The organism is Ralstonia chuxiongensis, from assembly GCF_024158925.1.
Classification (GTDB): domain Bacteria; phylum Pseudomonadota; class Gammaproteobacteria; order Burkholderiales; family Burkholderiaceae; genus Ralstonia; species Ralstonia chuxiongensis.
Map to the genome: position 1 here is coordinate 1 of NZ_JAMYWC010000011.1, position 20,362 is coordinate 20,362.

A 20,362-nucleotide genomic window follows, 5' to 3' on the forward strand; every position below is an offset into this window, starting at 1 on the left:
CCCGTCGAAAGGGATCAAAGGAGGCAGAAAACGAAGAGTTATCCACACCGCAGTAACGCTTTACGCTGTCTCGGGGTGGGTCAAATTTAGATGAAAACCGTGGGTCAAATTTAGCTGCGCGCCAACATATCAAATCGGCACAGAGAAAGCGCGGAGCGTGGCGGCGGGTGGTTGGTTCCACTCGCTCCTACTCGATAACCAAACGCTACCGCTTCCGAAACCGGCACAAGCGAAGGCGAGTGGAAGCGAGATTTCCACTGTGTTTCCGCTCACACCAGAGCAGGCGATGGCCGTGGCTTCCAGCACGCAAAGCATTGGCCATGCGATACAACTCTCTCGCGAAGCCCCGACGTTCATCGGCTACCAGGTAGATGTGCCAGCTTCTGCAATCCAGAAAATCAGCGCTTTCATCCATAACTGCTTACGTCCGTGATTATTCTTGGTCGTAAGGGGTAGGAAAGACGCCGGCTGCGCCGGCACAGAGTCAAAAGGAGAGAACATGGACTTCGAGAAATACAACCGCATCATCACAGCGATCAACGACCAACTTGAGGCGATCGCTGAGCTAACGGCCGCACAGGCATTAACCGGATGCGCGGATCAAAACAATCCGTTGTTCGTTAAGGCGATGCGCGAACACGAACGATTGACCGCAATTTCCACTAAGCTGACCAATAGTGCTCTGCACGCGATCGGGCTGAAACCATAGCCGGATGAGAAGAAAACGCCGGCCGCGCCGGCACAAGGAAAAGCAATGGCAGTATTCACAGGCCCCGACAAAGAGACGCGGAAGAAAAAGGGTCCAATGGCGCGCTAGGTGTATTGCGCGGCAGTATTGCCGCATTCGTGACTATCTGTGCGGTGTGGCTTATGTAGCTTTGTGACATGGTCCGATGAATTTGCTGCCCCTTCTTGAAGCCATCCAGTCGCAGGTCGCTGTCGTGCTGGCCCATCCCTACACCAAGTTCATCTTCTGGCTGGCCTCGGCCGCCGCTGCGGTGGGCCCCGGCCTAGGCTTGGTCAGCAAGTTCCAAAGGCTGCAACTGAACCGACGCTCCAAACAGATTGCTGTGCGTATGCAGGCGGCGGCTAGCGTCTGCGCCTTCACCGAAGACGAAATCCGGCACGCCCTTAGCGACTACACGAGTCCAAATTGCACATCGATCGACCCTGCTAATGAATCCGATCTTCGCAACGTGATTGTGGCGGCGCCGCTTTTTGAGACCATCGCAAGCCATCTGGATTCCTCAGACCGGCGGCATCTCATCGTCCTTGCTGATTCCGGGATGGGAAAAACGACGTTCTGCCTTAATTTCTACGCCAGGCATCTCAGGCAGAAGCGAAGCCGGCCCGTCGCCGTCGTCGCCTTGGGACGCAAGGATGCGCTAAAGCATATCGAATCCATTGGCGACAAGCGCAATACGACGCTTGTGCTGGACGCCTTTGATGAAGATGCTGAGGCCATTCACCAACCGCATGAGCGGTTTTCCACCATTATGGCGGCGGCAAGCGACTTCCGCGCCGTGATCGTCACGTGTCGTTCGCAGTTCTTCCCCAATGATGACGCGGTTCCGAAAACCAGTGGGGTGATGTACGCCGGCCCCCGCAAAGCGGGCACTAACCGCGAATACCCATTGCGGTGCCTCTACATTGCCCCTTTCAATGAGCACCAAATCCGCTTTTACCTGCGCAAGCATTTCCCAGTTCTCTCCCTGAATGGCCACAAACGGCGCAAGCAGGCACGACAGATGATCGCGCAAATCCACGACTTGGCGGTTCGTCCGATGCTGATGGCCACTCTGCCAGATCTGGTTCGCCAGGGGCGGCACATCAGTGAAACCTACAGCCTCTATGAATTCATGGTGGACTCGTGGTTGGAGCGAGAGCGGTCCTGGATCGACGGCAAGGAGCTGCTCACGCTGTCCAAATCTATCGCCGTGACGCTCTACTGCAAGCAGTGTGCAGGCGGCGACGACCGCATGCCGCCCGATGAGTTGGACCGGCTGTGCGCCGCATCTGGCTGGGATGTACCGAGGTGGCAACTCACCCAGCGCTCCCTTTTGAATCGCGATTCACAGGGCAATCTTAAGTTTGCCCATCGCTCCATTCTCGAATATCTGTTCGTGACAGCCGCCATCGAGCACGACGACCGATGCTTCACCGTCCCCTGGACGACGGAAATGCGGCGGTTGTTCCTGAGTTGGGGGCGCACTGATGCCTCGTCGATTCCCGCCACGTTTTCGCTGATCGAACGCGACCATCGGGAGACGAAGCTTTTCCCGCTCTACGAAGAGCGCCTGCAGCGTCCTGCGTCCCTAACGATTGGGGAAATCAAGGCAATGCTGTCATCCCAATCACTGCTCTCCGGCACGATGCCCATCCACTGGCACCTCGCATGCCTTTCAGTTGTGTCTACGGCCGACTACATCAAGGTTATAGACGTCGCGTACGACACTACCTGGACCGTGGTGAACATCGGTGCAGTTGACGATGCAGACATCTACCGCGATAGGGCGTCTTCGATACGTTCAGAGCTGTTTGAACAGCAATTGCCCGATGCCCAGACCGCTGATGTGGGCGCTGGAGCCGGTTTGTTGCCGACGTTGGGCGAAGTCTGCGCCCTTATTGATGTCGCCTTACGTCATCCCTCCTGCCAAATTTTCGTTGAAGGCGAACTGTATTGGCTTGGACAGACTCTCGGCGATTCTCTGCTTGCGTTCGGCATTGGACCGGTCGCGGCAGAACTCCCAAATGCATCACTGATCCACTCGAAGCCGCTGTTGGGCAGCCGTTCGCTCCACGTTTATGAGATACCCATCCAGGTCTCCATCCGTGCTGCTTTCGCCGGCGCCAGCGTGGGGGGCAGCACGCCTCATCAAACGCGCGGGTTGGCGTTGCGCCTAACTTATGGAACAGCAGAGACGGATCGGGACCGACATCGCAACAATGTTATCCGGCTCGATCCCACATTCAACGGTGGGCATCTCACCTTGAGGAAAAGGTGACGGCCAAACTGAAAGCAGCGAGCGCTGCTTTGCCGGCACGCAACGCAAAAGGCTAGCTGTCTCGCGAATAGGAAAACTGGACATATGCCATGACCATCACGAAATCCTTGGGAGCTTGCTTGTGGCTTGCATGTGCAATTGGCTGTGCGAACGAATCTCTGGCCGCCCCTGCACAAGGGTCTGATGAGCGCGCCATCAATGCAGTGTTTCCATTCATCACGTGTATCCGTGTTGAGACCGAGAAACAGCTTGCGAATGCCGTCAGACCATCACAAGGCTCGCCCGTCTCTGAATTTGAGGTGAAGGTCTGGGCGGCAGTAGCTGATGTCTGCGGGAAGCAGCTTACAGACGAAGCGAAAGGACTCATGCTGCTTCGCGCTGGCGGTGATACGAGGAAGGCGATTGGCTTCTATGACGGCGTCGCAACTGCTGCTCGCAGTATGGTGGTTTCCCGCGTTATCGAATGGCAGAGCGATCACAATTAACACCACGGAAAAGATTTGTAGTCATACAGGAGAGGACGATGAGAATCGTTTGCCCAAAATTGTGCAGCGGCGGGGATTCATCGAGGCAACATGTTCTGAACGACGCGCAACTCGCCAAGCTGAGCGAAGCCGCTCGTGAGCGTGTCCAGTCCGCTGGCGGCGGCATGCGGTGTTCATACTGCGGGTGCGTTCACGTTCATGACAGCGGAAAGCGCGTCTCGCTTGGCTCACTGGATGGAGGTGTCACGGGCATTGGCTGGAATTCAACCCGGTACCCGTAATCGAAAGGAAAACACAGATGGAGATTCTGGTTGAGACGTACCGCAATTCTGGTGAGCCGTCCAACGCAGTCGTGCGCGTCCGAGCATTGCCAGGGCAGCGTCTGTTCGGAGTCGACGTCGGAGGCTTAAAGGTTGAATGTTCAAAGGCCATGCGTCTGTCAAGGAAGGTTGGACAGCGCTTTTGGCTAGAAGTGTCGCTGAAGGAGCGGCAAGGGGGGGGCTTGCATCTATATGCAGGGCCACGTGCGGAATGGCGCCCCTACAAGGAAGCAAACTGAATCAGAAAACGCCGATGCCTCTCGTCGACATTCTCATCGCTCTCGTTTCCTTCTTGCTCGGCCTGATGGTCCGAGAGTTCTTGCCTAGCTATTTCCGCAAAAAGGGTGAGAACCTGGCAACGAAAGAGGACATCGCAGAAATCACGGACTTGCAAAAAGCGGTAGAGCATCGATTCAATGACTTGATCGAAAACTCGAAACAACGACACGCTTTGCGTCTCGCGGCGATCGATCGCCGTCTTGCGGCTCACCAGGAAGCATTTTCGCACTGGCGCGAGCTGTTGGGAGGCGCGCACACAGAGACGGTCGGCACAGTCGTTCTCAAATGTCAGGAGTGGTGGGAGAGGAATTGCTTGTATTTGGAACCGGAAGTCCGCGATGCCTTCGTGCGTGCGTACTCTGCAGCTAATTCCCATCATGCTTATGTTCAAGCACGCGCCGATTCGAGGATCATCGAGGAGAACTGGAGCGCGATCACGAACTTCCCCAAGATCTTGTTTGATGCGATTCAACTGCCACCGATCACTCAAGCAGACGCTGTGCAGGTGCTACCTAAGGCAGAACTGAAAAAACAACAATGAAGATGCGCTTTGTGGCCCGATCGGGCGATGTGGGAGAGGTGAACCCAGCGACCTTCCCAAACAGGTACACCACCACTTCATTGCCGATGGTGAGCCAGCGGTGTTGGTCCTGTCGTTGCTGACAGAGGCGGAGTGACGAGAGCTGGATCAGTGGGCCACGAGCCAGTCGGCGGCGCAGGGTATCGTAAAGCTTGATGCTGCCGATCTGGCGGGTGCGCTAGTTGGTAACACAGTAACGAGAGGAGGCAGGAGTGTTGGCGAATGTGGGTCGAATGAGGCATGCAGTGAACGAATGGCTCATCACCGAGGGCCTATTGGGCGATGCGAAGTTTTATACGGGCGAAGAGTGGCGAACACGCGGGGAGCAACTCCACGACGAGGCCTTGCTGGTGCTGATGATCGACGGCAGTGCGCTACATACAATTCTGAACTACGGTGGAGACACTTCAGAGTTCGACGACCTAATCGAATCATTCGGGTTTTGGTACGAACTGGGTTACTCGTGGAGCGTCGGTTTTTATCCTGCGGAAGACTATGACTTCTCTCCGTTGCAATGCTCTTACGCGAGTAAGTTGAAGGATCAACGTTGGCAGCGAAAGGCGAAGTTAATCAAAGAACGCGCTGGCTACTCCTGCCAAGACTGTGGTGCAACGGCAGCGCTGGATGCGCATCATTGCTACTACGCGAACATGCGGCACGGGTTCGAGCCTTGGGAGTATCCGCTTGGCGCATTCAGGGCACTGTGTCGAACGTGCCACGAAGCTCGGGAGCGTGCGGAGATCCGTATGAGGGCATTTATGGCTTCGTTGACGAAGACTGAGATGGACTCTATTCGTGACGCTTTGGGTCATGCGTTCTACTGGTATCAACCGGGCGCAGTGTCGGCTTTTCTGTCAGCGCTTGGGCCGGAGGAGCGCCACATCCTGGGAGGTGTGGACCACCTTCGATTGGGCAGGACCAACGCGAATTAACTTGAGTGATACCACGAAAGGGAAATTCCAATGGCTACGTCAGTTACGGAAGTAGAAGTTCTTCGCCAGTACATCGAAGGCGTCATGCAGCGGGCAGACCACCATGCTCGGGGAGTCGATGAGGTCGCCCTGCCAATGATTGGGGCGATCCTTTGGCGGAAGGACGCGGATCAGGAAATCAGGGTGCTAAAGAATGTTCTCTGGGTCCATATTGGCGGGAATCGGTACGCATTCTCATACAACCATGACACTGGCGAAATTGAGATGCGGGACGGCAGTACCCAGGGCAACGTCAAGTACGCCTTCGACAACTCAGTGAGCGCAGCGCAGGTGAAGACGATCTTCGAAAGGCTGTAGGAAAAGGGAGGTTTGCTTTGAGCGAAGCAATTCAGTTTGCCGGGAGGCTCTACACAGCCTTGGCAAGCGGGGATCTGAACATAATCGGATTAATCGTGGGATTCATTGGTGGCGTGATGGTGACCGTCTTCGGCATGCCCTCGATCGGCCTACTGAATGAAGGCATGTATGTGGAGATTGAAGTGACCCTGCGGATGCGTATCTACAACAGGCTAGCGAGGCTCGGCTTGGTGATGATCATGACTGGCTTTCTCTTCCAGTTAATCCCAGCGGTGAAGGCAGTGCCCGTTCACTAACCTATCGATCGGAAAGATGGAAAACCGGTCTCCTCTGAGTGACAAGCTGACTGACGAACAAAGGGTCGCCGTCGCATCACACATCAATGCGCGGATGCACTGGCACTTGTTCTGCAAACGTGTCTTGATAGCCTTACCGTTGTTGTGCGTGGCGGTGTATTTCCTGTTGCCCGCTTTTGCGAGGGAGCTATCCGAATTTGATTGGCTGCCCTTTTTGGTCCGATTGCTCACCGTTGTCGTGTGCGTCACCGCCACCCTTGCTATGGGTGTGTATGCGTACATGGTTAGGAGCACGAAGCACGCAATGCGGGACGCGGGGCTTTCCGACTCGTATATCAAGGAGCTGGAGTCGTTGCCGGATCGAGAGATTGCAAAACACCTGTAACGAGGAACATTCAGGAGCAAGCGATGTTCAAGTGGCTGTATAAGTTGACGCACACGCCCAAAGAGGTGTGCGAACGCTACGGGCATCTTGCTGGTAGCGTCAGGGAAACCTCTGGGAACGGTCAGTCCTGGACGTGCGAACGCTGCGGTTTCAACGGTCATACGCCAGAGTGGCGTTGAAGCGCAATTTCAGCAGTAACGTCGGCGTGTGCCGCCGCGGAGACGAACATGAAATTGCTGACGTTTTGAAAAATCTTGCGGACGGGGTATCGCTGCCTGTGCCGACCGGGTGGTGGTTGAAGCGTTATCGCAATTTGGAACACCGTGGCTTGATCACCATTTCCGCCGGTGAGAAGGATGACTTAAACGGCGATATGTGGAACGTTGATCTGACCGCAGCCGGCCGGACGCTCCTGCAAGCTGCCTCTGCGGCGGAAGCAAATTGTGGCTAGTCAGAATACGTATCGACGCAGACGCCTCGGGGAGCGCATTGCTTTCATGTAACATGGGTGTTTCCTTTGCTCGAAACCCAATGACGGTGGAAGACACGCTGTACGGTGAAGATGCGCAGGCGCTGCGCAAGAAGGCCGGGTTGACCCAGGCGGGGCTTGCCGCCCGCTGGAACCTCACTCGGGTTCAGATCGGCCGCTACGAGAAGACGGGCCAGCCTGTGCCGCCCAAGGAAGCCGATGCTTATCGTGGGCTAGCGCTACTCGCAAAGCAAAAGGCAACATAGATGTTGCATATGAATCGTAGGTGATATACGATCTGGTCATGTTCAATCATGATCGGATCGCCACCATGCACACGTTCTGTCACGTTGAAGACTCCACCGTCGAACGCAAAAACGCCCGCGCTGTACTGCGTAACGAAGAGGGCGAAATCCTGCTGAGCGTTCCCGATTCCTGGACGGACGCCCAGATCAAAACCGCACTCGAACTCGCCAATCGCGCCTACGCGAAGGGAGTCGAATTCGGCAAGGCGCTCAAGGCGCTCGAAATCGAAGCCCGCCTTTCCATCTGACGACCAAGAGGACGCTGCCATGTTCAAGCTGGTTGCCAAGGTCGCCATCGACGGCGAGTTGCTGCAGGTAATGGAAGCCCCAGTGTTCGAGGTAAAGGGGCGGCAGATGCTGGCGCAGGCGCACGCCGATGAGCGTGCACTGCCGCTTGTGCGAGGTGCGTGGGAAGACGGTGCGGTCTGGATCAGTCTTCGCACCGCGGAAGGTGCCGATGTGGCAGCCGCGCCGGTAGGGTTTCATCGGGCCGATGCTCAAGACGCGCTGCAGCTGCACTTTGGCGCCGCGCCCGACACGGTGGCGCAGTGTCTTTCCCGAAGCAATATCGCTGAGCACTACAAGGAATATCGCGCGGCGCTGAAGGGTTCTCGCTAGAGCGCGTTTCTGAGTGGGAGTTGCCAGAGGCAACCTGCGTTACCGCCGATTGCGCTCGCGGCATGTGGGGTGATCGCGCTGCCCTAGGCAGCCTCTGCCACCAAAGTTGCAACCCGGTCTTTTTCGCCTACGCTAACGCGTTGCCGTTTGCTTCGTCATCGAGCCGAACAAAAACAGGAACCGCGGAGCGCATCTGAACCACTGGAAATCAAATCGCAACAGGAGAGCTTGAATGGAAACCCACGGCAAAATGGATTCGTTTTTCGCGATGATTCCAGTATGGCTGCAGGCGCTGGTGATGAGTTTGATCGTCATTTTGGTGCCAGAGATCGCGATGAAAGTGATGCCCGAATTGCAGTTCCCTGGCTCGCTGCTCATTGCAGGTCAGGTTCTTGGGTGTGTGGGTCTTGTGTACTCCGTGGTGAAGGCTTGGCTGTCCGAATCACCTTCCGGAAAGTGGTTTTGTTTTGCGGTGGCTTTGGTGGTGGGGGCGTCCATCGGTTGGACGGTCTTGGGATTCCTCGTCCACTAATGCTCACGAACGTTCCCCTAGGAAACTGCACATGTCGCAAATTGTGATCAGCGAACCGGACATTGAGGCTGCTGTTGCGCATCTGCGCGGGCTGCCTTATTCGGCCACCGCGACGATGCCGGCAGAGTGGTCGCGCAAGCGGTTCCTGGACACGCTAACGGCGACGTTGCGGGCGAATCCGAAGGCTAAGGGTGCGCTGCCTATTGCACCTGGCGTTTGGGCACTGGTGCAGCCGTTTGGAGTGGACCTCGCCGGTTCATTCGAGCCGGACGAGCGCCGGCAGGTTTGGGTGCTCCTTCGTTCGGTCGGGACCGATCCTGCTCGCATCGAAGCACTCGCCGTATAACCAAGGGAAAAAAACATGCTGAAACGAACAGTCAAATTCGAGACAAGGACAATGCAGCGCTTTCATGCCAGCCTGCTTGAGCATCAAGCGCAATTGCGTGCCAGCGGCGAACTCGCGCGGCAACTCGCGGAGAGCCGTCGCAGCTTCTGGAAATCTACTTTCCCCATTTTCGTGGCCCCGCAAGTGTTGGTGGCCGGGCTTGTGATGGGGGTAGAGGCGTATTTGGGTGCAGATATTGAGCGGATCTTCACTGCCGGCTGCGTAGGCGTCATCACAACGCTCGTTGCCTTCGTCATCCTGTACCCGCGTGCCTGAATCGGAAAAACAGGAAGAGATGCCATGATCGCTTTCAAAGACTTTCAGAAGGCACCGAAGCTTGGCGGTCTACTAAGCGGCTCATTGGAAACCGCCGTTGCCGCAGCCAATGAGTGGATCAACGCCAGTGCTGTTCAGGTGATCAACATAGAAACGATCTTCCGTGCGGGTAGCATCGCCGGGGTCACTTCGACATCGCAGGACGGGGTGCGTGTCTGGTATATCGAGTAAGACGGAAAAGCCAGCCATGAGCTTCGAACCCTCACTGCCATCACGAAAACCAGCTCCTGTACAGCTCGCCATGACAGGCGACGACTGGACAAGCGATCGAGATCGCAAAGCGCATGCACGTGCCGAAGCAGTCAGAAGAAAGGCCGCTGTCGAATGCGCCCGAAAACTGGAAGCGGCGTGCGACGCCTTGAATGCCTACTTGCTCGCATGTATCGGTTGCGATGACGCCTCGCGCAGTCGCGGCGCCGATGACGGTCGCCTCATCCTGATGGGCTGTATGAGCGAGTACGCCGGTTGGCTACGCTCGGTCTACGAAAATTAACCTCGAAAATTTTGGCGCGGAGAGCGCCCCGCACCGGCAAGAATGGCTGGATCTACACGGCGCCAACGCAAAGTGAGTTGCGCGACCTCTGCGACTCCCACTCGTAGCACGGACCAAACCAGGGTTCGTCACAAGTGTTGACACTGTACATCCATACAGTAGTATACCTCCAGGGCTAGCCGCGCCGGTCGCGGTGGAATGCGCCGGACGTTCGGCCAGCCCACGGTCGACAAGGAGGCGGCGATGGATTACTGGACGCAGGTTTCGCCCTACGGTTGGGAGCACCCGAGCGGGTGGGCCATTGCTTTACTGTACGTGCTAGGCCAGCCAGGCTACATGCTGTCGCGTGATGCCACCATCCATGGGCCGTTTGAGTCGCTTTGGGATGCCAAGGCGCGCCACGCAATCCTGGTCCCAGCGTTTTCCGTCACCGACGCGCCGGAGCTGGTCGACGCCGAGCTGTGCGATTGAACGGCGGGGTGGGTGGGGTGCGGTAGCCCGAAATTTTCGGATGCTGAGCTGATGGGCCGCAGCGCCGACAGGCCACCCCCCGACCGTTGTTGCGCTCGCTAAGGGTCCCGCTTCGCCGGGGTGGGGTGGGTGCGGGGTTGTTGTTGTGTAGCGGTGCCCGCCATGAAAAATCCGGAACGGAAGAACTATCCAGCGCTGACCCAGGCGGAGATCCGTGCCCTCTACCAGGAGAGCCCGACGCGCCCCATGCGTCGCCTGGTGTGGGAGATCTACTGCTTGCACACCGTCATCAAGACCGCCGGCGCGGTTGTGCGCGCGCACCGGATGCAGGATCAACTGATACCCGGCGGGTTCGACTATGTGTTGGGCGAGTTGGCCGAGGTTTTGCGCGACGAGTGCTACGTGCACGAGAACCTGCCGTCGCTGCATCACATCAAGGAGAAGCGGCGGCATCGCTACAGCACGAAGAAGCGTAATAAAAAAGTCTACCGCTAGTGCTCTATGATGGCGGGCATCGCAAGACTGCGAGGTGCGCATGTGCAATAACTACGAGCCGTCGGAGCTGGACCGGATCAACGAACTGTTTCGTACGGCCGCAGAGCACTTTGACTACCGTGCCGAGTCGTACCCCGACTACGCCGCGCCGATTGTGCGCATCAACGAGCACGGTGTGCGGGACTGCGTCGTGGCCAACTTCGGTTTCGTGCCCAAACGCAGGCTACCGCCTGGCGTGAGCATCGACACCACCAACGCGCGCTCCGAGACCGTGGGCGAAAAGCCCACCTTTGCGAAATTCTGGAAGGCTGGCCAACTGGCGCTCATTCCAGCTCGCGCGGTATTCGAGCCAAATTACGAGGCCGATCCGAAGAAGAGCACGCGCTACAAGATCTGGCTGAAGGACGAGCCCGACTTTGCCATTGCCGGCCTGTGGCGTGCTTGGGACGCGCGTGCCGATGGCCTACCACCTGGCTACAGCTTCACGATGCTGACAATCAATGCCGACGAGCACCCGCTGATGCGGCGCATGCACGCGCCGGGCAAGGAGAAGCGGAGCATCGTCATCGTCCCGCGCGATCGCTGGGATGACTGGCTGGTTTGTCGAGACCCCGAAGTCGCCCGTACCTTCCTGAGCCTCTATCCGGCCGAGCTGATGGACACTGCGCCGGCGCCGCGGCCGCCTCGGGCAGCCAAGCAGTCGGCGAGCGACCTCCTGATCTAAGGCTTGTACACCGTCGTCACTTCGCGGTGGTGGGGGGTGTGGAAGCCCTTGGGTGTCAGGTCGATCATCAGGTCGCTGAAGATCTCGATCACCTTTTCATCGACCTGCACGTGCACGATGGGGAAAACGACCTGGCCATCCTTGATAGCCTGGCGATAGGCCGCCGCCGGATCGCGACTACCGGACGCATCGAACAGGGTGACGGTCAGGTAAGGGGCCTTCAGTCCTTTGGGAGCCATCGTGGCCCGCAAATACAGCTGCAGGTTCACCACGACGTGGCCGGGCGGCAGGATGCCGTTGGCCTCCAGGTGCGCCGCCAGCGTGTCCGCCGTGCGGTTGTTATGTGCGTATGCGACGCCGCTCCAATCGTCGTCCGACATGCTCATCGTCGTCTCCCAGGCGTTGCCGCGCTTGTGCTTGCGAGCGCGTGGCTGCCGATCGAGGCAGGGCATGCAGCGCGGCCGTTCTCTGTTGCACCGTTCTATCGCATCTTACGCCGGCGTGGCCGGTTTCTGCAGGCGCCGGAGAGGCAACGGCAACTGACTGTCGACAGGCGTGCCGTAGTGGTCCACCAGGCTGTGGACAGCCGCTAGCGCGGCCCGTGTGGATAGCCTGATGGACAACCCGATGGACAGGCTGCGCCTGCCCACAGGTTGCCCACGAGGCTACCCACACTTGCCCACAGCAGCTCCAGTGTGCGAGCCCACATCACGAGCAATGTTTGATATTTTGAACCCCATTTTGAACCCCACCTGCGAGCGCTCGCGCCATGACAACCTAGATGGGACATCCAATGAGTCAGAAGACACCAGTCACGCTGGTGCTGCTTCCCGGTATGGATGGGACCGGCCGACTGTTTCAGCCGCTGCTTGCCGAAATGGGAGAGGGGATCGTGCCAAAGGTCCTCACGTATCCAGAATCAGAGCCCCTTCCATATGCAGCGTTGATTCCACGGATACAGGCCGAGCTAAAGGCCATCGATGGACCCTATGTCGTGCTCGGTGAGTCATTCTCCGGGCCGTTGGCAATCGAAATCGCGGCGAGCTGTCCTCCCGGCATGATGGGCCTGATCCTGTGCTGTACCTTCGCGCGTAATCCGCATCCTCGGCTGCGCCCACTCGGATTTGCCCTCAACCTATTGCCGTTCAACGACGTTATCACCCGCATTGGCAGCCGGCTGCTGTTTGGCCGATTCTTTACCCAGCCGTTGCATCGCATGTTCCTGCAGGCCGTGAACACGGTAGCGCCGGCAGTCTTTCGGGCCAGACTGCGATCCGTGCTTGAGGTGGATGTCACCGACAAACTTGCCGCGGTGCAGGTGCCGCTGCTCTATCTGCAAGGTGCGGAAGACAACGTCGTGCCGCGTTCCGCAGCTTCGCTCGTGCAGCAGGTTCGACCGGACATGCAGCTTGTCACGATGGACGCGCCGCATTGCCTGCTGCAGGCCGTGCCGCGTGAGGCGGCTTGCGTGATTGGCACATTTATCGCGGCGGCAGCTGAGCGCTTCACAGCTTCACAGGTCAAGTACGCTGGTGCGTGAGCGTTCCCCACACCTGCCCACGTTACAAGCAATATTTGCTATGTTGAACCGCATATCGAACCCCACCCACGAGTGCTAGCCATCGCAATCTCAGTAGATCCACCGGCCCTTGCATCGCGATGACCCGTGGCAACCCGCTCTCAACTTCAGCTTCTATGCCGAACCGCGCCGCCCTCTCCATCATTGAACCCAGCTCGACCGTGGCGTTGCGCCGCCGAGCTGAGGCAATCACGTGGGTCCGTCTGCAGATCGCGCGCTACGGGCTGACGTACGCCGACCTGGCGGCTGCAGGCGTGTTCCCATCGCGACAGCGAAAGCAGCTGACGGTGCGCTATCGCAGCGCGGATGGCCAGACCTGGGACGGGGAAGGCGAAATGCCCGATTGGCTGCAGCGGGCCGTCAACGCTGGCCAGAGTGCGGAGCATTTCCGGGTCGATAGCTGAGTCATCTGCCGGGCGCAGCGCGCCGGCTCCCACCGTCTTTGCAAAGGCGCAGACCTCATCGGGGCTGCGCCTTTTCTCTTTGGGGCCATCACGCGTCGACTTGGGCGGCCGCGGCGCCGTGTCCATGAGTTCCAAGTGCGGGCCGACGGCCCGTGAATGACGAGCGTTCCGCACCGCCCGCGCCCGGGCCAGTCCCGCGCCAGCGCTGCGCACTGTCACGCGCCTGGCTGATCCGGTCACGTGCGGCGCAGACCGCAGGCGGCACCGACGCAGCCGTCACGCCAGCGCCAGGGCGCTGTCATGCCGGCCGCCTGATGTCGGCACCGCCAACGGCACAGCGACACGGCCGATCACCGCGTCGCGCATCCCCACACAACCCCCGCACCAAGGTGAGGGGGCCTTGTGTGGGGATGCTTGATGCGACGCGGCGACCAGCCGTGTTGCTCGCTGCTTTAACCCCACCCCATCCCAACCCTTGCCCGTGAGGGCAAGGGCTATCTCCCACCCCCCGCCCGCCCCAGGGCGGGAGCGAGGGAAACCGAGCGAGAGGATCGCTCGTAAGTGCCTCTCAGAAAGCAAAAGCCCCAGAGCGGCTGCAACCGCACCGGGGCTTCCTGACCACTTCTCACGGAGGCTCGTGAACTATGGCTAAGCAACAGTGTAACCACTTGGACCCCCATCAACAGGCGTTGGTGAAACTAATTGAGCAATGCGCACGCCGGTATCGCCGGCACGAGGTGTTCCGCGACTTCTGCGAACTCGCGGCCCTGTCCCTCAGCAACCGCGTCGACCTGGTGCAATACGACGCACGCGAGGCGCGCTATTTGGAAATCGTGAAGCGCTATGAGCGCGAGGAAGTCGAATACTTCCCGCGCATGCTGGGCTGCCTGGTTGAATCGCTGGAGGGCGGCCACAAGGATGCGTTGGGCCAGATTTTCGAGGCTCTGCAACTCGCCGACCACTGGAAAGGGCAGTTCTTCACGCCGTTCGAGGTGTCGCGGCTGATGGCCAAGATACTCATGTCCGGCGCGCCGGCCGAAATCGAGCGCAACGGCTTCCTGTCGCTGATGGAGCCCGCCGCCGGCGCCGGCGGCATGGTGATCGCAGCTGCGTCCGCGCTGCTCGATGACGGCATCAACTACCAGCAGACCATGCATGCCACGCTGATCGACATCGACGCGACTGCCTGTCACATGGCCTACGTGCAACTGTCGCTGCTGCATGTCCCGGCCATCGTCATTCACGGCAATGCGCTGGCGCCCGACACGGTCTGGGGCCATTGGGTGACGCCGGCCCACGTGCTGGGCCTCTGGGATATGCGTTTGCGTCGCCGCGATCGTGAAGAGGCGAAGCGGGAAGCGGCCGACCAGGAAGAGGGTGCAGCGCAGACTGTTAGCGCTACGGCGCCCACCGTCGCCTCGGCATCCGATCCGCTCGCACAACACCGTGCGGCGATCGTGACGCGCCGCATCGCGCAGAGCGAGCAGCTCGATTTGTTCGGCACCTGACCCTAGCTATCGCCAAGCTGCCCGCGATGAGCGCGGGCAGCTCAGCAGGCGTGGTCGATGGTCGTCGTCTCCATGATGAAGTGCGCTGCCGCGTAGTGCGCATTGCAACTCCAGACCTTCGCGCCATCGCGAAAGAAGGTGCACCACTGGCCATCGCTCACGCACACCGCCTCCGGATACACGCTGCTGTGTCCGTTCGCTGCGGCGCTGAGTAGATCCGCCTCGCGGCACGTGGCGCGATAGGTGCCGGCGGCAAGTGGAGGCGGGAGCACGGGCTTCCGCCTCACCATGAACTGCTCTCCTCGTACATCTGTTTCCGAAACGCGTGTTGATATGGCGCTGACGATATCACGCGTGTCGGGCTGTGCGTCGCGCTAAGTGCCGCAACTGATGCTGCCGACGCGTCTTCATCGCGTCACCAACAGCCAGCCGCCGCCGTGCGGCATGTGCAGCTCGGATTCCAGTGCGGGCCAAGGCCCGCAATAGGCGCTCGCCGCGCGGCGTTGGCCAGCGGTGATGGCGTGCCCTGCCGCCGTTCTCCCGAGCCCGTCGCCCTAATCCGGGACCGTAGTCAACGCCAGCCAGGCGGACAAGGGTTCGCAAGCCGCGCAAGCGCGCCCTTGTCCGCCTGGCCGGCGCTGCCTCCTTAAGTCCCAGGGCGACGAACTCAGGAGAACGGCGGCAAGGCTGACAGGCCGCCGCACCGCCTGGCCAACCTGCCCACGAGGGGGCTCCGAATCTAGGAGCCCGGTAGCACGACAACCCGTTATGGAATCCCATCATGCAAGAAAACCTGACCACCGTACCGCTGTCCCGACTGGTCGAATCCGAGGCCAACGTCCGCAAAGGCGCGCTCGATGAGAGCCAAGTGCGCAGCCTTGCCGCCACCATCGCCGCGCATGGCCTGCTGTACCCGCTGCTCGTCACCGAAGTGGCGCCCAAGGGTCGAAGCAAGAAGACCGGATTCGCCGTGGCCGCCGGTCGTCGCCGGTTCGCCGCGCTGCGGCTATTGCGCGACGAAGGCAAGATCGACGCCGACCATGTCGTGCCGGTGCGCATCGTGGCTGATGCGAATGCAGTCGAACTCTCGGCGGTCGAGAACATGCACGAGCCAATGCATCCCGTCGACGAATACGAAGCCTTCCGCCGCATGGTGGACGAGGGTGCCGGTGTGGAGACCGTGGCCGCGCGCTTCGGCGTATCGGTGGCCGTCGTACAGCGCCGCCTGAAGCTCGCCAACGTCGCTCCCGCGCTGATTGCGCTCTATCGCGAAGGCGATATGTCGTTGGAACAGTTGATGGCGCTGACGGTGAGCAACGACCATGCAGCGCAATTGCAGGTCTGGCATGGCGCGCGTGGATACCATCGCGCGCCCGAGGCGCTGCGCCAAGCGCTGCTGGGTGAAACGTCGATCGAATCCGATTCTGTGCTGGCGACCTTCGTTGGGCGCGAAGCCTATCTGGCGGCCGGCGGCCGTGAACAGGTGGACCTGTTCACTGACCATGGTGCGCACTGGATCGATGGTGCCTTGGTCCACCAGTTAGCCGAAGCACGTCTGGCGCAGCAAGCCGAATCGATCCGTGCGGAAGAGGGCTGGGCGTGGGCAGTCGCACTGGTGCAGCCCGACTACGCCACCATCAACGCCTACGGTCGCGCGCCGATCATTTTGCGCGAGCCGACCGAGGCCGAGCGAGCCGCCATGGAGGCGTTGGAAGCCCGTCAGGAGGCAATTGGGGCACAGATGGAGGCGTTGGAACTGTCGGAGGACGAGGGCTCGGACGCTGCCTACCAGCGGCTGTCGCAAGAGAATGACGACCTCTATTTCGAGGGCCGGGCGCAGGAAGCCGCATTGGAGACGGTGGCGGACAAGACCAATGTCGGTGTCATCGTGGCGTTGCGCAGCAATCGCGTGGAAGTCATTCGAGGAGCGATCCGCCCGGAAGACCGCAAGGCGGCTGCGAAGGCGGCACGCGCCCAAGCGCCCGGAGCAGGCGCTGGGTCCGATGGCGGCAATACCAACTGTCTGCCCCCGATGCCCGAGAAGCTGGTGCGCGCGCTGACCGCGCAGCGCACGGCTGCCTTGCAAGCCATGCTGATGGAGAATCACCACGTGGCTCTTGCCGCGTTGGCGTTCACGCTGCTGACCGATCTGACGCCCGAGGTGTACTACCGGTGCAAGAGTGGCGTCGAGGTGTCCGCCAAAACCGTGGCCTACTCCATGCACCTCGCTGATCCGAGCGTAGAGCAGTCGCGTGCGTGGCAGCAGATCAGTACAGCGCAGGAAGCGTGGAGCGAGCGCCTTCCGAGCGAGCCGGAAGCCCTGTGGCAAAGCGTGCTGAGCCTATCGCAGGAAGACTTGATCGCGCTGCTGGCGCACTGCACGGCACTGACCGTCAACGGCATTCAGCTGCGTGCCGGTGAGCATGCCACCGATGCGCTTGCGCAAGCCGTCAATCTGGACATGGCGGACTGGTGGAGCGCGACGCCCGATGCGTACCTGAGCCGCGTGCGCAAGGCCGACGTGCTGCAAGCGGTGAGTGAGGCCGTTTCGCCAGCGGAAGCCGTGCCGCTCGCGTCGATGAAGAAGGGGCCGATGGTGGAGGCCGCAGGGCGCTTGATGGAGGGCAAACGCTGGGTGCCGCCGCTGCTGCGTCAGCACGCCGCCTAAAAAAATACCCCAGCGTTAGAGCCGGGGTGAGATGAGAGTTTGCGCGCGCAGAGCCATCTGCCGCGCGCAGGCGACAGTGTAGTGGCTCGCACCGTTGCCTGCAATCGTTCGCCGTCTTCTTGGCCGGTTGAGTCGCCAGTTGAGCGGCCATGTCCTCTGCGCTGTGTCGTGTCGCGCGCTCCAACGCTTACGTGGAATCTAGTGCGGGCTAAAGCCCGCAATAGGCGCTCGCCGCGCGGCGTCTGCCAGTGGTGTCGCCGGGCACTACCGCCGTTCCCCTGAGTTCCTCGCCCTGTTGTGGACGGTAGTCGACGCTTGCCACGCCGCAAGGGTTCGCTGCGCCGCGTACTCACCCGTTCGGTGCTCGCCCCAAGGGGCTGCGCTCCGCATGCGGCCTCCGTGCGCGCCCTTGCGGCGTGGCAAGCGTCGCCTCCTTTGTCCACAGGGCGAGGAACTCAGGGGAACGGCGGCAGTGCTGACAGGCCGCAACACCACCTGACACACCTGTCCTGGAGAGGGCTCCAAATCTAGGGGCCCGGTAGCTAAAAAACCATTGAGAGTAATAGCAATGAGCCAACATTATTTTGAAACGACCTACCTGAATCGTCCGGTGCGCGTCATGATCGGCTGGGACCGGCCCGTGCAGCAGTATCTGCTGACGGTCGAATATCTGGACGCTGACCGCTACGTCTACACGAACCTGCAGGAGCGCAAGCCGTTCGCGTTCGAGCTTGAGGACTACCGCAGCAAGCTGCAGACGCTGGGCATTGACGTTCCGGCTTCCATGTTCAATGAGGTGCAGCAGGACCGCGCCAGGAACATGCGGGAGCGCTATGTCTACTACAAGGCGGATGGCACCTATACGGAGCATTTCATGGGCCCCGCACCCGCAGGTGTGGAGCAGCGCCGGGGCCTGCCGTTCAAACTAGGCGACGCAATCATGACGACAGGGGTTTTCGACTACATGAACCAACATGGCCTGTTGGGCGTGGTGCCCGCCATGCTGGTAGCGCGTCACGCGATGGGCGACTGGGGCGACGTGTGCGAAGAGGACCGCAATAGCAACAATCTGGCGCTGGAAGAGGGCCGGCGCATCATGTCGAGCTACATGGTCGGTAGCCGCAAAATCTGGGTCATCACCGAGGCTGACCGTAGCGTGACCACCCTGCTGTTCCCGGACGAGTACTAAGTTGAACGGAGCGCCACCCTTGGCGCTCCTTAGGCGGGCCAAGCCCGCCCACCCTCGCGGCGTGACGGCTACGGCTGGATACGCCGCGAGCGGTCCACCTACCATGGCGGATGGGCTTGCAGTGAAGGGTAGTCAGGCAAGGGCAACGCTGAAGGCTGGGCGCTGCTGGTGATACCCGCTACTCGGTCCCCGCCAGGCGCGCTAGTCGCGCGACAACCGCCCGGACGCTAGCCAACGCTCCCATGTCCCCAGAGGGGCCCCCTGTGCCCTTCGATTGCGGCGCGGACACTCCTGACGCTGGCCGCCTGCCCTTTTTATCCGCTTGCCGTGGTCAAACCGTTCCCTGCGCCATTTTTCGCGGCTTGCTCGCGTTGCAGGCGTTTGCGCTCTTCCTGTTTGTGCAGCAATTCGGCCAGCGGGTTCGGCGGCTCTTTCTGGAACTGGCGCGAGTACAGATCGAGGATGGCTCGCTTGCTCAGCGTGGGATTTTCCTTGGCCAATTCCTCGACTTCCTTGATGGTCTCGGAGCTTGTCGCGTCTTTCTGCACAGAGTCGATGGGTGCTTGCGTGCTGACCGGCTTCGGCGTGTCTATCGCTGCTGCTGGCCGGGCCATGGCTGCAGTTTCCGCCCCCTTGGCATGCTTGGCGACAAACGCCGCCAACGTTGACAGGCCGATTGCCACGCCATTCGCTGCGAGGTAGTCGCGGATTTGAGCGATCGAGCATCCCGCCGTGCGCAAGGTCAGGATGTCGCCCAGCCATGGAAGCAGTTTTGAGCGCCGAGCGGCAGGCTTAATGCCCTCAAGAAACTCAGTAGGCGTCACACCAATCCCTCTCCGATGAATTCCTGCGAATTCTATCAGTGCATCCGGCCCATTCTCTGGAATTCCGCATCGACTCCGACCATTTCCGACGAGTTCTGACCCTGTCTGACCCTAGCTCCGGTCAACTCTTGCCGAGTCTGAGCTATTTCGATAGCGAGGAAAGAAGTAAGGCACGTCGGATATGTTTACGCGATGCTTCGCATCCCGTAAAATATCCCCGTGCCAAAGGGGCTCGCCCCTTTGAAACCCCCGCGGCCAAGGCCGCGTGGAACCCGCCGGCAGACGGCACTCCGCGCCTCCGTTTAGGCGTTGCGCGACGCGCCTCTGCCCTGCCTGTCACCCCCACCAAGAAGGCCCAGCGATGCCCAAACCGAAGACCGAAAGTGGCCTGTCCAAGCCGCTCAGCTTCCGGCTTCCTGTGGCCGAACGTGAGGCGTACTTGTCCAAGGCGAAGGCCGCGGGCCTTAGCCCTTCGGAATTCTTTCGCCAAGCGGTGCTGACCAACCGCACGGAGGTGGTGGCGAGTTTGAAAGCCACGCCGCACCGCGAACGTCTGTTGTTCATCTTCGGCAAGACGAGCCGCGACATCGAGCAGCTCGCGCGCCAGGCCTGCGATGACCACGAGCGCGGCGCCCTGTCCGAAGAGGCCTACATGCGCATGCTCGACCGGCTTCAACTCATTGGGCGCTACCTCAAGGCCACACTGGCCAATGTGGATTGAGC

General features: G+C 60.2%; 28 protein-coding genes. 25 read left to right on the forward strand and 3 right to left on the reverse strand.

What is annotated here, in order from left to right; translation table 11 throughout:
- The first annotated feature begins 499 nt into the window (after positions 1–499).
- The 19 genes from NKG59_RS24930 (at position 500) to NKG59_RS25020 (ending at position 11,467) form a co-directional block, all read left to right on the forward strand.
- Positions 500–709 (forward strand): hypothetical protein, encoded by a 210-nt coding sequence (locus NKG59_RS24930; RefSeq protein ID WP_253542707.1) that lies wholly within the window; start codon positions 500–502, stop codon positions 707–709.
- 184 nt (positions 710–893) lie between these two features.
- Positions 894–3,005 carry an NACHT domain-containing protein gene (locus NKG59_RS24935; RefSeq protein ID WP_253542709.1) on the forward strand — a complete coding sequence of 704 codons (2,112 nt, stop codon included), beginning with the start codon at positions 894–896 and terminating at the stop codon, positions 3,003–3,005.
- Between the two features lie 89 nt (positions 3,006–3,094).
- Positions 3,095–3,490 carry a hypothetical protein gene (locus NKG59_RS24940; RefSeq protein ID WP_253542711.1) on the forward strand — a complete coding sequence of 132 codons (396 nt, stop codon included), beginning with the start codon at positions 3,095–3,097 and terminating at the stop codon, positions 3,488–3,490.
- A gap of 573 nt (positions 3,491–4,063) precedes the next feature.
- A complete protein-coding gene (locus NKG59_RS24945) occupies positions 4,064–4,630 on the forward strand; it encodes a hypothetical protein (RefSeq protein WP_253542713.1) in 567 nt (188 codons plus the stop codon).
- A 284-nt stretch (positions 4,631–4,914) separates the two neighbouring features.
- Positions 4,915–5,601, forward strand: a complete 687-nt coding sequence (locus NKG59_RS24950; protein ID WP_253542716.1) for an HNH endonuclease — start codon at positions 4,915–4,917, stop codon at positions 5,599–5,601.
- A gap of 30 nt (positions 5,602–5,631) precedes the next feature.
- Entirely contained in the window at positions 5,632–5,958 is a 327-nt protein-coding gene (locus NKG59_RS24955; RefSeq protein WP_253542719.1) for a hypothetical protein, read from the forward strand.
- 17 nt (positions 5,959–5,975) lie between these two features.
- Positions 5,976–6,254 (forward strand): hypothetical protein, encoded by a 279-nt coding sequence (locus NKG59_RS24960; protein ID WP_253542722.1) that lies wholly within the window; start codon positions 5,976–5,978, stop codon positions 6,252–6,254.
- Positions 6,255–6,814: 560 nt separating this feature from the next.
- Positions 6,815–7,090 carry a hypothetical protein gene (locus NKG59_RS24965; RefSeq protein WP_253542725.1) on the forward strand — a complete coding sequence of 92 codons (276 nt, stop codon included), beginning with the start codon at positions 6,815–6,817 and terminating at the stop codon, positions 7,088–7,090.
- Between the two features lie 80 nt (positions 7,091–7,170).
- Entirely contained in the window at positions 7,171–7,374 is a 204-nt protein-coding gene (locus tag NKG59_RS24970) for a helix-turn-helix domain-containing protein (RefSeq protein ID WP_253542728.1), read from the forward strand.
- Between the two features lie 38 nt (positions 7,375–7,412).
- Complete coding sequence (locus NKG59_RS24975) at positions 7,413–7,661, forward strand: hypothetical protein (protein WP_253542731.1); 249 nt, start codon at positions 7,413–7,415, stop codon at positions 7,659–7,661.
- Positions 7,662–7,680: 19 nt separating this feature from the next.
- Complete coding sequence (locus NKG59_RS24980) at positions 7,681–8,031, forward strand: hypothetical protein (RefSeq protein WP_253542733.1); 351 nt, start codon at positions 7,681–7,683, stop codon at positions 8,029–8,031.
- 232 nt (positions 8,032–8,263) lie between these two features.
- Positions 8,264–8,563: a hypothetical protein gene (locus tag NKG59_RS24985; RefSeq protein WP_253542735.1), complete on the forward strand. Its 300-nt coding sequence runs from the start codon at positions 8,264–8,266 to the stop codon at positions 8,561–8,563.
- A 31-nt stretch (positions 8,564–8,594) separates the two neighbouring features.
- The gene (locus tag NKG59_RS24990) at positions 8,595–8,909 is read left to right on the forward strand and encodes a hypothetical protein (RefSeq protein WP_253542738.1); all 315 of its coding nucleotides are present in this window, start codon (positions 8,595–8,597) and stop codon (positions 8,907–8,909) included.
- A gap of 15 nt (positions 8,910–8,924) precedes the next feature.
- Positions 8,925–9,224, forward strand: coding sequence for a hypothetical protein (locus NKG59_RS24995; protein ID WP_253542741.1), 300 nt, complete (start codon positions 8,925–8,927; stop codon positions 9,222–9,224).
- Between the two features lie 24 nt (positions 9,225–9,248).
- On the forward strand, positions 9,249–9,455 hold the full coding sequence (locus tag NKG59_RS25000) for a hypothetical protein (RefSeq protein WP_253542744.1): 207 nt from the start codon (positions 9,249–9,251) through the stop codon (positions 9,453–9,455).
- Positions 9,456–9,471: 16 nt separating this feature from the next.
- Complete coding sequence (locus NKG59_RS25005; RefSeq protein WP_253542747.1) at positions 9,472–9,777, forward strand: hypothetical protein; 306 nt, start codon at positions 9,472–9,474, stop codon at positions 9,775–9,777.
- A gap of 198 nt (positions 9,778–9,975) precedes the next feature.
- The gene (locus tag NKG59_RS25010; RefSeq protein WP_253542750.1) at positions 9,976–10,248 is read left to right on the forward strand and encodes a hypothetical protein; all 273 of its coding nucleotides are present in this window, start codon (positions 9,976–9,978) and stop codon (positions 10,246–10,248) included.
- A 162-nt stretch (positions 10,249–10,410) separates the two neighbouring features.
- Entirely contained in the window at positions 10,411–10,743 is a 333-nt protein-coding gene (locus NKG59_RS25015; RefSeq protein WP_253542766.1) for a hypothetical protein, read from the forward strand.
- A 40-nt stretch (positions 10,744–10,783) separates the two neighbouring features.
- Positions 10,784–11,467, forward strand: coding sequence for an SOS response-associated peptidase (locus NKG59_RS25020; RefSeq protein WP_253542769.1), 684 nt, complete (start codon positions 10,784–10,786; stop codon positions 11,465–11,467).
- On the opposite strand, the gene NKG59_RS25025 is transcribed toward NKG59_RS25020, so the two are convergent.
- Complete coding sequence (locus NKG59_RS25025; RefSeq protein ID WP_253542772.1) at positions 11,464–11,853, reverse strand: hypothetical protein; 390 nt, start codon at positions 11,851–11,853, stop codon at positions 11,464–11,466. The two genes, NKG59_RS25020 and NKG59_RS25025, sit on opposite strands and share 4 nt — an antisense overlap.
- A 407-nt stretch (positions 11,854–12,260) precedes the next feature.
- On the opposite strand from NKG59_RS25025, the gene NKG59_RS25030 reads away from it, so the two are divergent.
- The 3 genes from NKG59_RS25030 to NKG59_RS25040 all read left to right on the forward strand — a co-directional run bounded on the left by NKG59_RS25030 (position 12,261) and on the right by NKG59_RS25040 (position 14,958).
- The gene (locus NKG59_RS25030; RefSeq protein WP_253542775.1) at positions 12,261–13,007 is read left to right on the forward strand and encodes an alpha/beta fold hydrolase; all 747 of its coding nucleotides are present in this window, start codon (positions 12,261–12,263) and stop codon (positions 13,005–13,007) included.
- A gap of 155 nt (positions 13,008–13,162) precedes the next feature.
- Complete coding sequence (locus NKG59_RS25035) at positions 13,163–13,450, forward strand: H-NS family nucleoid-associated regulatory protein (RefSeq protein WP_253542778.1); 288 nt, start codon at positions 13,163–13,165, stop codon at positions 13,448–13,450.
- A gap of 692 nt (positions 13,451–14,142) precedes the next feature.
- Positions 14,143–14,958 (forward strand): N-6 DNA methylase, encoded by an 816-nt coding sequence (locus NKG59_RS25040; protein WP_253542780.1) that lies wholly within the window; start codon positions 14,143–14,145, stop codon positions 14,956–14,958.
- A 41-nt stretch (positions 14,959–14,999) separates the two neighbouring features.
- Here NKG59_RS25040 and NKG59_RS25045 read toward each other — a convergent pair whose 3' ends face one another.
- Positions 15,000–15,230: a hypothetical protein gene (locus NKG59_RS25045; RefSeq protein WP_253542782.1), complete on the reverse strand. Its 231-nt coding sequence runs from the start codon at positions 15,228–15,230 to the stop codon at positions 15,000–15,002.
- A gap of 509 nt (positions 15,231–15,739) precedes the next feature.
- Here NKG59_RS25045 and NKG59_RS25050 point away from each other — a divergent pair.
- Complete coding sequence (locus tag NKG59_RS25050; RefSeq protein ID WP_253542784.1) at positions 15,740–17,626, forward strand: ParB/RepB/Spo0J family partition protein; 1,887 nt, start codon at positions 15,740–15,742, stop codon at positions 17,624–17,626.
- A 568-nt stretch (positions 17,627–18,194) separates the two neighbouring features.
- The gene (locus NKG59_RS25055) at positions 18,195–18,815 is read left to right on the forward strand and encodes a hypothetical protein (protein WP_253542786.1); all 621 of its coding nucleotides are present in this window, start codon (positions 18,195–18,197) and stop codon (positions 18,813–18,815) included.
- A 314-nt stretch (positions 18,816–19,129) separates the two neighbouring features.
- Here the strand turns inward: NKG59_RS25055 and NKG59_RS25060 are convergent, their stop codons facing one another.
- Positions 19,130–19,639, reverse strand: coding sequence for a hypothetical protein (locus tag NKG59_RS25060; RefSeq protein ID WP_253542788.1), 510 nt, complete (start codon positions 19,637–19,639; stop codon positions 19,130–19,132).
- A 361-nt stretch (positions 19,640–20,000) separates the two neighbouring features.
- Between NKG59_RS25060 and NKG59_RS25065 the strand changes: the two genes are divergently transcribed.
- On the forward strand, positions 20,001–20,360 hold the full coding sequence (locus NKG59_RS25065) for a plasmid mobilization protein (RefSeq protein WP_253542790.1): 360 nt from the start codon (positions 20,001–20,003) through the stop codon (positions 20,358–20,360).
- Positions 20,361–20,362 lie beyond the last annotated feature (2 nt).